Below are 13,069 nucleotides of genomic sequence, written 5' to 3'. Positions count from 1 at the left end.
CGCCGCCCGCCGCCCGCGTAGCCTCGGAAGCATGAGCGGAATGGGCGGTCACGGCACCGGCATGGGCGGCCAGCTGCGGATGCAGGCGGGCGCGGGCGGCGGCGGCCGCGGATCGCGGATCTCAGGCGGGGACTACGCGGCGCAGCGCGCTGCGAACGCCCAGGCGCCGAAGATCGATCACCTGCTCTCCCGCATCGCCGAGCTGTTCCGCCCGTACCGGGGCAAGCTCGCGCTCACGGTCGTGCTCGTGCTGGTGTCGGCCGGGCTCAGCGTGGTGCCGCCGCTGCTCACGCAGCGGGTGTTCGATGAGGCGCTGTTCCCGAAATCCGGCGGCGTGGTCGTGCCCGCGCTGGTCGGCCTCGTCGTCGCGATGATCGTGCTGTACGTCGTCTCGGCGCTGATCGGCGTCTGGCAGACCTGGCTGACCGCGACCGTCGGGAACCGGGTGATGGGCGCGCTGCGGGTGCGGCTGTTCACGCACCTGCAGCGCATGGAGCTCAGCTTCTTCACCCGCACCAAGACCGGCATCATCCAGTCCCGGCTGCAGAACGACGTCGGCGGCGTCGCCAACGTGCTGACCAACACCGTCTCGAGCGTGCTCGGCAACACCGTGCAGGTGATCGCCGCGTTCGTGGCGATGGTGCTGCTGAACTGGCAGCTGACCATCGTCGCGATCGTGCTGATGCCGTTCCTCGTCATCGCGCAGCGCCGCGTCGGCCAGGTGCGCGCGCGCATCGCGGCGGCGACGCAGGAGAGCCTGTCGGACATGACCGCGATCACGCAGGAGACGCTGTCGGTCTCCGGCATCCTGCTGGCGAAGTCGTTCAACCGGCAGAGGAGCGAGATCGCCCGCTACTCCGACGAGAACGACAACCAGATCCGGCTGCAGGTGCGGCAGGCGATGAGCGGCCAGTGGTTCTTCGCGATGGTGCAGGTGTTCCTCTCCTCGATCCCCGCGATCGTGTATCTGGTCGCCGGCTGGCTGATCCACGGCGGCGTCGCCGACATCTCGGCCGGAACGATCGTGGCGTTCACGACCGTGCAGGCCCGGCTGCTCTTCCCGCTGCTCGGCATCCTGCGCGTCGCGCTCGACCTGCAGACCTCCGGCGCCCTGTTCGCGCGCATCTTCGAGTACCTCGATCTGAAGCCGGCGATCGCCGACAAAGCGGATGCGGTGAGCGTCACCGCCGAGGAGGAGGAGTGCCGCGACGGGGACGCGGTCTCCATTCGGCCTGACGGCCGAGTCGACCGGCGGGAGGCGGCTGACGGCCGAGTCGACCGGCGAGAGGCGGCTGACGGCCGAGTCGACCGGCGGGAGGCGGGAGCGCGGACGGCGAAGCATCCGATCGGGATCGAGTTCGACCATGTGACGTTCCGGTATCCCGACGCGAAGCCGGAGGAGCGGGCGACGCTCGACGACGTGTCGTTCCGGATCGCGCCGGGGCAGTTCGCCGCGTTCGTCGGGCCGTCGGGCGCGGGCAAGACGACCGTGTCGTACCTCATTCCCCGCTTCTACGAGGCCAGTGGCGGCACGGTGCGTTTCGCCGGGCGCGACGTGCGCGAGCTGAAGGCCGAGTCGCTCGTCTCGCACATCGGCATCGTGAGTCAGGAGACGTACCTCTTCCACGCCTCCATCGCCGAGAACCTGCGCTACGCCAAGCCGGGCGCGAGCGACGAGGAGCTAGAGGCGGCGTGCCGGGCGGCGAACATCCACGCCACGATCGCCTCCTTCCCCGCCGGCTACGACACGCTGGTGGGGGAGCGCGGCTACCGGCTGTCGGGCGGTGAGAAGCAGCGCATCGCGATCGCGCGGGTGCTGCTGAAGGACCCGGAGGTGCTGATCCTCGACGAGGCGACCAGCGCGCTCGACACCGTCTCCGAGCGGATCGTGCAGCAGGCGCTCGACACGGCCGCGAGCGGCCGCACCACCATCGCGATCGCCCACCGGCTGTCGACCATCGTCGGCGCCGACGTCATCTTCGTGATCGACCGGGGACGGCTCGTCGAGCAGGGCACCCACGCCGAGTTGCTCGAGCTCGGCGGCGTCTACGCCGGCCTGTACCGGCAGCAGGCGGAGCTCACCGCGCCCGTCGAGTGAACCCGGAGTGTTAGCGTGGGCTAACACCGGGAGGCGCGATGGCGGTCAGGGCGAAGCGCGGGGACGACGCATCCGTCGCCCGCGACGCCCGGCCAGCCGGGCGCCGGCTCGCCCGCCTCGCGCTGCTCGGGCCGGCCTTCGTCGCCTCCATCGCCTACGTCGACCCCGGCAACGTCGCCGCGAACGTCACCGCGGGCGCCCGCCACGGCTTCCTGCTGCTGTGGGTGCTCGTGCTCGCGAACCTGATGGCGATGCTCATCCAGTACCAGTCGGCCAAGCTCGGCATCGTCACCGGGCGCAGCCTGCCCGAGCTGCTCGGCGAGCGGATGCGCCGACCGGCCCGCCTCGCGTTCTGGGCGCAGGCCGAGATCGTCGCCGCGGCGACCGACGTCGCCGAGGTGGTCGGCGGGGCGATCGCGCTGAACCTGCTGTTCGGGGTGCCGCTCGTGGCCGGCGGCGTCGTGATCGGATGCGCCGGCATGGCGCTGCTCGCCCTGCAGACGCGCGGGCAGCGGCGGTTCGAGTTCGCGGTGATGGGGCTGCTGGCGGTCATCGCCGTCGGCTTCGTCGCGGGGTCCGCCGCGGCGCCCATCGACGGGGCCGCGCTGGCCGGCGGCCTGGTGCCGCGCTTCGACGGGGCCGGCTCGGTCGTGCTCGCCGCGTCGATGCTTGGGGCGACCGTCATGCCGCACGCGATCTACCTGCACTCCTCGCTCACCCGCGACCGGCACCGCGCCGACAAGTCGCAGCGGCACCGGCGGGCGCTGCTCGCCGCGAACCGGGTGGACGTGGTGGTCGCGCTCGCCATCGCCGGGGTCGTCAACGTCGCGATGCTGGTGCTCGCCGCCACCTCGCTCGCGGGGGCGCTCGGCACCGACACGATCGCCGGCGCCCACGCTGCCATCGTGGGCGCGCTGGGGCCGGCCATCGGGGTCGCGTTCGCCGTCGGCCTGCTCGCCTCCGGGCTCGCCTCGTCGTCGGTCGGGTCGTATGCGGGCGCCGTCGTGATGGGAGGTCTGCTCAAGCTGCGCGTCCCGCTGCTGCTGCGCCGGGCGATCACGATCCTTCCGGCGATCGTCGTGCTCGCCCTCGGTGTCGACCCGACCTGGGCGCTCGTGATCAGTCAGGTGGTGCTCTCGGTCGGGATCCCCTTCGCGCTCGTGCCGCTGATCCGGCTGACCGGGTCGCGGGAGGTGATGGGGGAGTCGCGGGACGGAGCGATCACGCGCGTCGCGGCCGCCGTGGTGGCGGCGGCGGTCATCGTGTTGAACGGGGTGCTGCTGGGGGTGTGGGCGTTCGGGGGCTAGCGGAGACCCAGATGGCGGCGGCGACGGCCGGGGGCAGGTCGGGCGGGGGCGCGAGGGCGACGCCGGGGCGGATGCCGCGGCGCGCCAGCTCCCGCAGCACGTCCGGATCGGCGTCGGAGATGCGCTCGACCGTGAGCGGGGCGCCGGGCGGGGCATCCGTCAGCCGCATCGCCTCGGGCAGGTGCGGCTCGCCCTCGCGGGAGGGGATCGGATCGCCGTGCGGATCGCGGGACGGATGCCCGAGCAGCGCGTCGATGCGGTCGATGAGGGTGTCGGAGACGGCGTGCTCGAGGTTCTCGGCCTCGTCGTGCACCTCGTCCCACGCGTAGCCGAGAGACTCGACCAGGAACGTCTCGAGGATGCGGTGCCGGCGCACCATGCCCACGGCGTGCCGCCGACCCTCGTCGGTGAGCTCGATGCCGCCGTACGGCTCGTGGCGCACCAGTCCGGCGTCGGTGAGGCGGCGCAGGCCGAGGCTGACGGTCGCCTTGCGCACGCCCATCCGCTCGGCCAGCTGGGTCACCGTGACCGGGGTCGGCGACCACTCGGTCGCGCTCCAGATCACCTTCAGGTAGTCCTGCACGGTGCTCGAGAGCTCGGACAGCGGCATGCCGGAAGTCTATGAGGCCGCCCGGTGCACTGCGCGGTCTACGGGTACGCTGGTGAGCGATGTTCCCCTCGTTCTCGTGTTGTCGTCGCTGAGCGCCCACCCCCGGCAGACACCTCGGCGAGCCATCCGCTCTCGCCACTCAGCGCGAATCAGAACAGGATCGAACCATGCGCGTCTATGACAGCGTCACCGACCTCATCGGCGACACCCCCCTCATCCGCCTGACCAAGGTCACCGAAGGCATCGCGGCCACGGTGCTGGCGAAGGTCGAGTACTTCAACCCCGGCGGCAGCGCCAAGGACCGCATCGCGGAGCGGATCATCGACGCCGCCGAGCGCGACGGCCTGCTGAAGCCCGGCGGCACGATCGTCGAGCCGACCAGCGGCAACACCGGCGTCGGCCTCGCGCTCGTCGCCCAGCAGCGCGGCTACCGCTGCGTGTTCGTGCTGCCGGACAAGGTCGGCGAGGACAAGCGCAACGTGCTGACCGCCTACGGCGCCGAGATCGTCGTCACGCCGACTTCGGTCGCCCCCGACGACCCCGACTCCTACTACTCCGTCAGCGACCGGCTGGTGAAGGAGATCCCCGGCGCGTTCAAGCCCAACCAGTACGCCAACCCCAACGGGCCGCGCAGCCACTACGAGACCACCGGTCCCGAGATCTGGCGCGACACCGACGGCACCGTCACCCACTTCGTCGCCGGGATCGGCACCGGCGGCACCATCAGCGGCGCCGGGCGCTACCTGCGCGAGGTGTCGGGCGGCGCGGTCACGATCATCGGCGCCGACCCCGTGGGCTCGGTCTACTCCGGCGGCAGCGGCCGGCCGTACCTCGTCGAGGGCGTCGGCGAGGACTTCTGGCCGCCCGCCTACGACCCCTCCGTCGTCGACCGGGTGATCGCCGTCGCCGACGCCGACGCGTTCGCGATGACCCGGCGCCTCGCCCGCGAGGAGGGACTGCTCGTCGGCGGCTCGAGCGGCATGGCGGTCGTCGCGGCGCTGGAGGCCGCGGCATCCCTCGGCCCCGACGACACCGTCGTGGTGCTGCTGCCGGACGGCGGGCGCGGCTACCTCGGCAAGATCTTCAACGACGCGTGGATGCGCTCCTACGGGTTCAGCGACGCGCCCGCACAGGCGACCGTGCGCGACATCGTCGCCGTCAAGTCGGGCGGCCTGCCCGCCCTCGTGCACGCCCACCCGCACGACACCGTGCACGACGCCATCGAGATCATGGCCGAGTACGGCGTCTCGCAGCTGCCCGTACTCACCGCCGAGCCGCCCGTCGTGCTGGGCGAGGTCGCCGGGTCGCTCGACGAGGACCGCCTGCTGGAGCAGGTCTTCACGGGTGAGGTCGAGATGGGGCGGCACATCGCCGAGCTGGTCGGGCCGCCGCTGCCGCTGATCGGCATCAACGAGCCCGTGTCGGCGGCGCGAGAGCGGCTCGCGGCCGACCCGGCGCTGCTGATCGTCGACGAGGGGGCGCCGGTCACCGTGCTGACGCGATCCGACCTGCTGACCTACCTGAGCAAGTGAGGACCCAAGACATGACTGACGGATTCGCGACCCGGGCGATCCACGCCGGGCAGGCCTTCGACCCGACCACGGGAGCGATCATCCCGCCGGTGTACCTCACCTCGACCTTCGTGCAGGACGGCATCGGCGGGCTGCGCGGCGGCTACGAGTACGGCCGCAGCGGGAACCCCACGCGCGACGCGCTGCAGGCGCAGCTCGCGGCGCTGGAGGGAGGCATCCGCGCCCTGTCGTTCGCCTCGGGCCTCGCCGCCGAGGACGCGCTGCTGCGCGCCGCGCTCGCACCCGGCGACCACGTCGTGCTCGGCAACGACGCGTACGGCGGAACGCACCGCCTGATCGACCGGGTGCACGGCAAGTGGGGCGTGAGGCTCACCACCGTCGACCTGGCCGACACGGATGCCGTGCGCGAGGCCCTGCGCACCCCGAGCACCCGACTGCTGTGGGTCGAGACGCCGAGCAACCCGCTGATGAAGATCAGCGACGTGGCGCTGCTGGCCGAGCTGGCGCACGAGGCGGGGGCGCTCGCCGTGGTCGACAACACCTTCGCCTCTCCGGCGCTGCAGCAGCCGCTCGCGCTCGGCGCGGACCTGGTCGTGCACTCGACCACGAAGTACCTCGGCGGGCACTCGGACGTGATCGGCGGCGCCGTCGTCGTGGGGGCGGGGCACGAGGAGCTCGGCGAGGCGATCGCGTTCCAGCAGTTCGCGGTCGGCGCGGTGTCGGCGCCGCTGGACGCGTTCCTCACGACCCGCGGAATCAAGACCCTTGAGGTGCGGATGCGCCGGCACAGCGCCAACGCGCAGGCGGTGGCCGAGGCCCTCGTCGGGCGCCCCGGCGTCGAGCGGGTGTACTACCCGGGGCTTCCGGAGCACCCCGGCCACGAGCTCGCCGCCCGGCAGATGTCCGGCTTCGGCGGCATGCTCTCGGTCGCGCTCGCCGGAGGCGAGGCCGCGGCGCGGCGCTTCGCGGAGTCGACGCGCGTGTTCCAGCTCGCCGAGTCGCTCGGCGGCGTCGAATCGCTGATCGGCTACCCGAGCGAGATGACGCACGCCTCGGTGAAGGGCACGCCGCTCGCGGTGCCGGAGAACGTGGTGCGGCTCTCGGTCGGCATCGAGTCGGTGGACGACCTCGTCGCCGACGTCGAGCAGGCGCTGCAGGCGACGCTCGCGGGGGCGTGAGCCGGGGAGTGAGCCGCGCTGCCAGCGTGCACATAGGCAGGCCTGGGAACAGTAGTTAACATGAGCGAACGACACGGCGAGCAGATCGACTTCGACGGATTCAGCGGCTATGTCAGCCGCCCCGACGGCGACCCGAAGGGCGCCCTGATCGTGATCCACGAGATCTGGGGCCTCGTCGACCACATCAAGGACGTGGCCGACCGCTTCGCGGCGCAGGGGTACCTGGCGGTCGCCCCCGACATCCTGAGCCACGGCGGCATCACCCCCGAGGTCGGCGATGAGCTGCAGCGGCTGCGCGAGAGCGCCGACGAGGAGGAGCGCACGCGGCTGCAACCGCTGATGCGGGAGAAGATGGCGCCGGTGAACGAGCCCGGTTACGGCTCGTGGGCGGTCGGCGCGCTGCAGCAGGTCGTCGACTGGCTGGAACCGCAGCCCGGCGTCGACGGTCGCATCGGCGTGATCGGCTTCTGCTTCGGCGGCAGCTACGCGTTCGCGCTGGCCGCGAACGACGAGCGCATCAAGGCGGCCGCGCCGTTCTACGGCGCTCCGCCGCAGTCCACCGACTATGCCGGCATCCGCTGCCCGGTGCGCGCGTTCTACGGACGCAACGATCCGCGCCTGATCGACGGCCTGCCCGAGGTCGAGCGGGGCATGAAGGAGGCCGGCGTCGACTTCGAGGCGAAGGTCTACGAGGGCGCCGGGCACGCGTTCTTCAACGACGCGAACTCGCACGCGTACGACGCGGATGCCGCAGCCGACGCCTGGCAGAGGGTGCTGGCGTTCTTCGACGAGGCGGTCGCGAAGGCGTAGCGGCGGTCGCCGGCTGCGCCGTTTCGCGTGTCGGACGCCGGGGGTACCGTCGCGAGCATGGAGCAACGCGACCTTCTCATCGATGCGTTCGGCCGCATCCGCGGCACCGTCCATCGGGTCGTGGAAGGCGCGAGCGACGAACTGCTCGCCTTCCGCGCCGACCCCGAGGCCAACACGATCGCGTGGCTGGTCTGGCACCTGACCCGCGTGCAGGACGACCACGTCGCCGATGTCGCCGAGCGCGAGCAGGTGTGGACCTCGGGCGGTTGGGCCGACCGGTTCGGGCTGCCGTTCGGCGCGGCCGAGACCGGCTACGGGCACACCAGCACCCAGGTGGCCGCCGTGCGGGCGCCGGCAGAGGAGCTGATCGGGTACCACGACGCCGTGCACGACGCATCCGTCGCCTACCTGCAGACGGTGTCGGGCGATGACCTCGACCGCATCGTCGACACCTCGTGGGACCCGCCCGTCACGCTCGGCGTGCGGCTGATCTCCGTGATCGGCGACGACCTGCAGCACGCCGGCCAGGCGGCGTTCGTGAAGGGCATCGCGGCGCGCGCCGGCGTGACGTGAGTCAGTGCGCGGGCCCCGCGTTCCAGACCGTGAGCCGGCCGCACATGCCCCAGCGCTCGGGGCCGGGCTCGGGCTGCCGCACCGCGACGCCGCTGCCCCACAGGGTCGCGCCGTCGCCGCCCTCCAGCCGGTCGAGCTGCAGCCGGGTCGCCTCGACCTGGGCGAGCGGGCCCTGCCGCCACAGCTCGCGCCAGCCGGCGACCTTGGGCGCCACGATCGCGGCCGCTGCGGCATAGAGCCCGGCGAGCGCGCCGTGCAGGTCGCGCTCGGCCCGCTCGCGCAGCGCCGCCCAGCCCTCGAGGGCGAGATCGCGCCGCGCGCGGGCCGCCTGCTCGAGCTGCGCCTGGTCGGCGCCCGCCGGCAGCGTCGCCGCCTCGCGGTAGCGCGCCGGGTCGCGCAGCACCTCGTCGGGGAAGGTCAGCACCGCGTCGCCCGCCTCGGGCAGCCCCGCGTTCTGCATCAGGGTCACGATCTCGAGGTCGCCCGACCGGTTGACCAGCCGGTGCACCGTGCCGGGGGTGAACCACAGCACCGTGCCCGGCTTGAGCGGGGTCTCGGCCAGGCCCTGCGAGCTCAGCGTCTGCACCGCCCCGCTGCCGCCGATCACGACGTAGCCCTCGGCGGAGGTCGTGTGCAGGTGCGGCGACCCGCCCACCAGCCCGTCGGCGGCCGGCCAGTCGTAGACCCGCAGCCGCGAGACCGCCACCGCGCCGGGCAGCCCGTGCGAGAGCGCCGCCGCCGCGGCATCCGTCATCGTCATGCCACGTCCTCCTCTCCGAACACGGCAGAGTACGCCGGCTTGGCGCGGAAGTGCTCGTCCATCACGTGCGCCGCCCCGAACCCCTCGAAGGTCTCGGGGATCCACGAGTAGCGGTCGCTGAACCCCCACACCACGAACGCCGTGCACGCCTCGACGGCGCGAGCATCGTCGAGCATGCGGCGATAGACGGATGCCTGTACCTCCACGTCCTCGCGCGAGGCCGGCACCGGCACGCGCACGTCGGCCTCGGTCACCGCCACCTCGAGGCCGAGGGCGCCGAAGCGCTCGAGGTTCTCGCGCAGGCTCGCGGGCGGCTCGCCCGAGATGCGGTGCCCCTGCACCCCGAAGCCGTGCAGCGGCACCCCGTCGGCCAGCAGCCTGCGGGCCAGCTCGTAGTAGGCGTCGCTCTTGGTGCAGACCTCTTCGACGTTGTAGTCGTTGAGGAACAGCTTCGCGCTCGGATCGGCCGCGTGGGCGGCGGTGAGCGCGATCGCGAGGTAGTCGGGGCCGAGCGCGCGCAGCCAGGGGCTGTCGCGCAGGGTGCCGTCGTCGGCGAGCGCCTCGTTCACGACGTCCCAGTGCCAGATGCGCCCGCGGTAGCGGCCGACGACCGCCTCGATGTGGGCGACGAGGTGCGCGCGGGCCGCCTCAGGGCCGCCATCCGTCATCCAGTCGGGCGTCTGGTTGTGCCAGACCAGGGTGTGGCCGCGCACCCGCTTGCCGGTCTGCTCGGCGAAGTCGACGAGCTCGTCGGCGCCGGCGAAGTCGAAGCGGCCGGGCTCGGGCTGCACGTGTGCCGGCTTCATGGCGTTCTCGGGCGTGACCACGTCGAAGTCGCGCTCGACGATGCGGCGGTACTGCGCGTCCTCGCGCAGGGCGCGGCCGTGCACCGCGGTGCCGAGCAGGGGCCCGCTCATGCCGGGTGCGCGACGCGCTCGCCCCATGGCGCGCCGCTGCCCTCCATGCTCGCGTAGAACGGCGAGTCGGGGCCGATGTCGCCGGGGCGCACGCGCGCTCCGGTGAACGCCGAGGCGTAGATGCCCGCGATCAGCTCCAGGGTGCTGCGCGCCGACGGCAGCTCGACGGGCAGCGGGCGGCCGGCCTCGAGCGCGTCGAGCACGGCGGCGAACTGTGCGCCGTGCCCGGAGCCGCGCCCGTGCGGGCCGAGGGACCACGCGGCCGCCACGTCGTCCTCGTGCCCCGGCGCCGGGGTGATCGACCAGTTGTCGTCGGAGTAGCCGTAGAGGTGCTCGAGCTCGACGGTCGCGAACTCGAAGTCGAAGCGCAGGTAGCTCGTCTCCTTGGGTGAGAGCAGGCTGTTCACCACGCTCACCAGCACGCCGTTCTCGAGGGTGACGATCGCGTGCGAGAGGTCTTCGGTCAGCACCGGCCGGGCATTGCGGGCGGCCGCGGCGACGACCTCGCTCCAGGGCCCGAGGATCGACAGCATGGTGTCCATCTGGTGGATGCCGTGGCCCATGGTCGGCCCGCCGCCCTCGATCTGCCAGTTGCCGCGCCACGGCACCTCGAAGTACGAGTCGGGCCGGTACCACAGCGTGTTGCACACGGCGGTGAGCGGGCGGCCCAGCGACCCGTCGGCGATGCGGGCGCGCAGCCACTCGGCGCGGCCGCCGAAGCGGTGCTGCGAGACGGTCGCGAAGTACGCCCCCGACGCGCGCTGCGCGGCGTCGATCTCGTCGAGCTCGGCCAGCGACAGGGCCGGCGGCTTCTCGCTCAGCACGTGCACGCCGCGCCCGAGCGCCGCGAGCGCCTGCTCTTTGTGCAGGCCGGGCGGCGAGCACAGGTGCACGAGGTCGAGCTCGACGCCGTCGAGCAGCTCCTCGATGCCGCCGAAACCCTCTTCCACGCCCCACTCCTGCTGGAACGCGCGCACCCGCGACTCGTCGATGTCGCACGCGCCCGCGATCACGACCCGGTCGCCGAGGGAGTTCAGGGCCCGGGCGTGCACCTGCGCGATGCCGCCGGTGCCGACGATGCCGACGCGGACGGGGCCGGTCATCGGATGCCTCCCGCGGGGGCACCGGCGGGGGCGAGCGCCGCGCTCGCCGCGTCGGCCAGCCGCGCCATCCGCTCGGCATCGCTCGGCCCGTCGGCGATCGCGACGGCGTGGTCGAGGGTGATCGTCGCTCCCGGCGCGAACTCGTGCACCGTGTCGAAGAACGGCGCCGGGTTGAGGCAGGCGAACGGATCGGAGCGGGCGAACCACTTGGTCGGCAGTGCGCCGCCGTGGCCGAAGTCGACGAACACGACCGTCGACGCGCCGTCGACCTCGTCGTGCTTGCCGCTGAAGCCCGCCCACGGCGCCTCGGTGCCGCGCAGCTCCTCGCCCTCGACGCCGTTCGCGCCGACCATGTAGCCGCCCGTGAAGGAGCGGGGGCCACGCCAGAAGACGCCGCCGTAGCCCGCGTTCTCGCGACCCTCGGTGGTCGGCGAGCCGATGGCGATGGTCTCGCCGCTGATGTTGGTGAGCTCGCTCGTCCAGCCGAGCACCCACGCCTCGGCGGCGGGCGCCAGGACCGCCCGCAGGGTGCGCACCTCCTCGACCACCGCCGACCCCTCGGCCTCGCCGGCGCGGGGCTCGCGGTGCCACACGAGCCGGTGCGTGAAGGTCGCCCGCTCGCCCTCGACCTCGGCGGCGAGCACCTCGGCGTGGTCCATCGACCCGTTGTTGCCGAGGTTCGAGTAGCCGCCGACCGCGCGCGTGTAGGTGGGGCCGCCCCAGAAGTTGTCGGGCCCGAAGTTGGGCAGCGAGAGCGTGATGCCCTTGTGCCAGACGTGGTCGTGGGGGCGGAAGACGGTGACCAGGCGTCCGCCGGGCGTGCGCACGGGGTGGACGTAGGGGCGCGGCGACTCGAACTGCGCCTCGGTGGGCCGGTACACGTAGCGGAACAACTCGACGTCGGCAGCGGAGAGCCGCACCTGCGAGCCGATCTCGTGGACGAGGGAGAGGGGTGTGGACTGCGATGCGGTCACTGCGGGAAGATCCTTCGCGAATCGTCGTTGATCGTCGGCGGAGTGGTGTGCTATTCGAAACTTTTTCGATAGCTTTATCGCTGGCGAGCCTAGTGACGGGCGGCTCAGGCCGTCAAGAAGATGAGGCGGCGGCGAAACCTTCGGACAGGAGGAACTCCATGGCGGCGACGCGCGGCACGATGGCCGAGGTGGCGGCGGCGGCCGGTGTGTCGGTGCCGACCGTTTCGAAGGTGCTGAACGGCCGGGCCGACGTCTCCGAGGCGACCCGGCAGCGGGTCTTCGAGGCCGTCTCGAGCACCGGCTACGCCGGGCGCAAGCCGCCGTCGAGGGATCTGACCGGGGTGATCGACCTGCTCATCGAGGGCGTCGACTCGCCGTGGGCGCTGGAGATCATCCGCGGCGCCGAGTCGGCGGCCGCGCACCGCGGGTCGGCGGTCGTCGTCACCTCGTCCGTGCACGAGACCTTCGAGCTGCGCCGCTGGCTGGACGCCGTGACCGCCCGGCGCTCCGACGGCGTGATCGCGGTGCTGCCCAGCCTCGGTGGCGACAGCACCGCCGCGCTCGCCGAGCTGCGCGTGCCCGTCGTGCTGATCGACCCAGACGGGCGCGCCGATCCGAACTTCGCGACCATCGGCGCGACCAACTGGGCCGGCGGATTCGAAGCCACGAACCGCCTGATCGAGCTCGGTCACCGGCGCATCGGGCTGATCGCCGGGCCCACTCGGCTGCCCGCCGCCCTGCAGCGGCTCGAGGGCTACGCGGCGGCGCTGCGACGCGCCGGCATCGCGTACGACCCCGAGCTCGTCGTGGAGGCGGAGTTCCGCATCACCGGGGGCCACGAGGCAGCCGGCAAGCTGCTCGACCTGAAGCGGCGGCCGACCGCGATCTTCTCGAGTTCCGACCAGCAGGCCGCCGGGCTCTATGAGGCGGCCCGGGAGCGCGACATCCGCATCCCGAGCGAGCTGTCGGTGATCGGCTTCGACGACACGGTGCTGTCGCGCTATCTGTCGCCCGCCCTCACCACCGTCCATCAGCCGCTGGGCGAGATGGCCGCCGAGGCGATCCGGCTGGTGCAGGAGCTCGCGGTGAACCCGGGCGCGCAGCTGGGGCGCCGCTTCGAGCTCGCCACCCGCCTCGTGGAGCGCCGCAGCGCGGTCGCCCCCGCCGGGCGCTGAGCCGCGGCAGCCGCGCGACGGGGGGCCGCCGG

General features: G+C 72.7%; 12 protein-coding genes. 7 read left to right on the top strand and 5 right to left on the bottom strand.

The features are described 5' to 3' along the window. Nucleotides 1-79 precede the first annotated feature (79 nt). Together H563_RS18335 and H563_RS16445 are read left to right on the top strand one after the other, a co-directional pair. Nucleotides 80-2,098, top strand: a complete 2,019-nt coding sequence (locus tag H563_RS18335; RefSeq protein ID WP_245556848.1) for an ABC transporter ATP-binding protein — start codon at nt 80-82, stop codon at nt 2,096-2,098. Between the two features lie 38 nt (nt 2,099-2,136). Then, nucleotides 2,137-3,405, top strand: coding sequence for an Nramp family divalent metal transporter (locus tag H563_RS16445; RefSeq protein WP_022882820.1), 1,269 nt, complete (start codon nt 2,137-2,139; stop codon nt 3,403-3,405). On the opposite strand, the gene H563_RS16440 is transcribed toward H563_RS16445, so the two are convergent. After that, nucleotides 3,356-4,015, bottom strand: a complete 660-nt coding sequence (locus tag H563_RS16440) for a metal-dependent transcriptional regulator (protein WP_022882819.1) — start codon at nt 4,013-4,015, stop codon at nt 3,356-3,358. The genes H563_RS16445 and H563_RS16440 overlap by 50 nt on opposite strands. 167 nt (nt 4,016-4,182) lie before the next feature. Here H563_RS16440 and H563_RS0111830 point away from each other — a divergent pair, with 167 nt between their 5' ends. The 4 genes from H563_RS0111830 to H563_RS0111815 are packed head-to-tail and all read left to right on the top strand — an operon-like array spanning nt 4,183 to nt 8,108. Next, nucleotides 4,183-5,547, top strand: a complete 1,365-nt coding sequence (locus H563_RS0111830) for a cystathionine beta-synthase (protein WP_022882818.1) — start codon at nt 4,183-4,185, stop codon at nt 5,545-5,547. An 11-nt stretch (nt 5,548-5,558) separates the two neighbouring features. Next, the gene (locus H563_RS0111825) at nt 5,559-6,725 is read left to right on the top strand and encodes a cystathionine gamma-synthase (RefSeq protein WP_022882817.1); all 1,167 of its coding nucleotides are present in this window, start codon (nt 5,559-5,561) and stop codon (nt 6,723-6,725) included. Nucleotides 6,726-6,785: 60 nt separating this feature from the next. After that, nucleotides 6,786-7,535 carry a dienelactone hydrolase family protein gene (locus H563_RS0111820; protein WP_022882816.1) on the top strand — a complete coding sequence of 250 codons (750 nt, stop codon included), beginning with the start codon at nt 6,786-6,788 and terminating at the stop codon, nt 7,533-7,535. Between the two features lie 57 nt (nt 7,536-7,592). After that, nucleotides 7,593-8,108: a mycothiol transferase gene (locus tag H563_RS0111815; RefSeq protein WP_027479388.1), complete on the top strand. Its 516-nt coding sequence runs from the start codon at nt 7,593-7,595 to the stop codon at nt 8,106-8,108. Nucleotide 8,109: 1 nt separating this feature from the next. Here H563_RS0111815 and H563_RS0111810 read toward each other — a convergent pair whose 3' ends face one another. From H563_RS0111810 to H563_RS0111795, 4 genes are read right to left on the bottom strand one after another with little or no spacing between them, the layout of a single operon-like run. Next, on the bottom strand, nt 8,110-8,868 hold the full coding sequence (locus tag H563_RS0111810; protein WP_022882814.1) for a cupin domain-containing protein: 759 nt from the start codon (nt 8,866-8,868) through the stop codon (nt 8,110-8,112). After that, nucleotides 8,865-9,785 carry an endo-1,4-beta-xylanase gene (locus tag H563_RS16435; protein WP_162138949.1) on the bottom strand — a complete coding sequence of 307 codons (921 nt, stop codon included), beginning with the start codon at nt 9,783-9,785 and terminating at the stop codon, nt 8,865-8,867. The genes H563_RS0111810 and H563_RS16435 overlap by 4 nt, the downstream gene beginning before the upstream one ends. Next, a complete protein-coding gene (locus H563_RS0111800) occupies nt 9,782-10,888 on the bottom strand; it encodes a Gfo/Idh/MocA family protein (RefSeq protein WP_022882812.1) in 1,107 nt (368 codons plus the stop codon). Before H563_RS0111800 ends, H563_RS16435 begins: the two co-directional genes overlap by 4 nt. Then, complete coding sequence (locus H563_RS0111795) at nt 10,885-11,862, bottom strand: DUF6807 domain-containing protein (protein ID WP_022882811.1); 978 nt, start codon at nt 11,860-11,862, stop codon at nt 10,885-10,887. Before H563_RS0111795 ends, H563_RS0111800 begins: the two co-directional genes overlap by 4 nt. Nucleotides 11,863-12,020: 158 nt before the next feature. Between H563_RS0111795 and H563_RS0111790 the strand changes: the two genes are divergently transcribed. Next, nucleotides 12,021-13,037 carry a LacI family DNA-binding transcriptional regulator gene (locus tag H563_RS0111790; RefSeq protein ID WP_027479386.1) on the top strand — a complete coding sequence of 339 codons (1,017 nt, stop codon included), beginning with the start codon at nt 12,021-12,023 and terminating at the stop codon, nt 13,035-13,037. Nucleotides 13,038-13,069: the final 32 nt, after the last annotated feature.

The sequence above is a fragment of the Gryllotalpicola ginsengisoli DSM 22003 genome (assembly GCF_000419445.1).
GTDB classification, from domain to species: Bacteria; Actinomycetota; Actinomycetes; order Actinomycetales; family Microbacteriaceae; genus Gryllotalpicola; species Gryllotalpicola ginsengisoli.
Note: the sequence above shows the minus strand (reverse complement) of the source record. Positions and strands in the feature narration are given on the sequence as shown.

What these genes read in the sequence shown, in the direction of transcription:
- H563_RS18335 (WP_245556848.1), top strand. Translation starts at nt 80, where the DNA reads ATGCAGGCGGGCGCGGGCGGCGGCGGCCGCGGATCGCGGATCTCAGGC.
- H563_RS16445 (WP_022882820.1), top strand. Translation starts at nt 2,137, where the DNA reads ATGGCGGTCAGGGCGAAGCGCGGGGACGACGCATCCGTCGCCCGCGAC.
- H563_RS16440 (WP_022882819.1), bottom strand. Translation starts at nt 4,015, where the DNA reads ATGCCGCTGTCCGAGCTCTCGAGCACCGTGCAGGACTACCTGAAGGTG.
- H563_RS0111830 (WP_022882818.1), top strand. Translation starts at nt 4,183, where the DNA reads ATGCGCGTCTATGACAGCGTCACCGACCTCATCGGCGACACCCCCCTC.
- H563_RS0111825 (WP_022882817.1), top strand. Translation starts at nt 5,559, where the DNA reads ATGACTGACGGATTCGCGACCCGGGCGATCCACGCCGGGCAGGCCTTC.
- H563_RS0111820 (WP_022882816.1), top strand. Translation starts at nt 6,786, where the DNA reads ATGAGCGAACGACACGGCGAGCAGATCGACTTCGACGGATTCAGCGGC.
- H563_RS0111815 (WP_027479388.1), top strand. Translation starts at nt 7,593, where the DNA reads ATGGAGCAACGCGACCTTCTCATCGATGCGTTCGGCCGCATCCGCGGC.
- H563_RS0111810 (WP_022882814.1), bottom strand. Translation starts at nt 8,868, where the DNA reads ATGACGATGACGGATGCCGCGGCGGCGGCGCTCTCGCACGGGCTGCCC.
- H563_RS16435 (WP_162138949.1), bottom strand. Translation starts at nt 9,785, where the DNA reads ATGAGCGGGCCCCTGCTCGGCACCGCGGTGCACGGCCGCGCCCTGCGC.
- H563_RS0111800 (WP_022882812.1), bottom strand. Translation starts at nt 10,888, where the DNA reads ATGACCGGCCCCGTCCGCGTCGGCATCGTCGGCACCGGCGGCATCGCG.
- H563_RS0111790 (WP_027479386.1), top strand. Translation starts at nt 12,021, where the DNA reads ATGGCGGCGACGCGCGGCACGATGGCCGAGGTGGCGGCGGCGGCCGGT.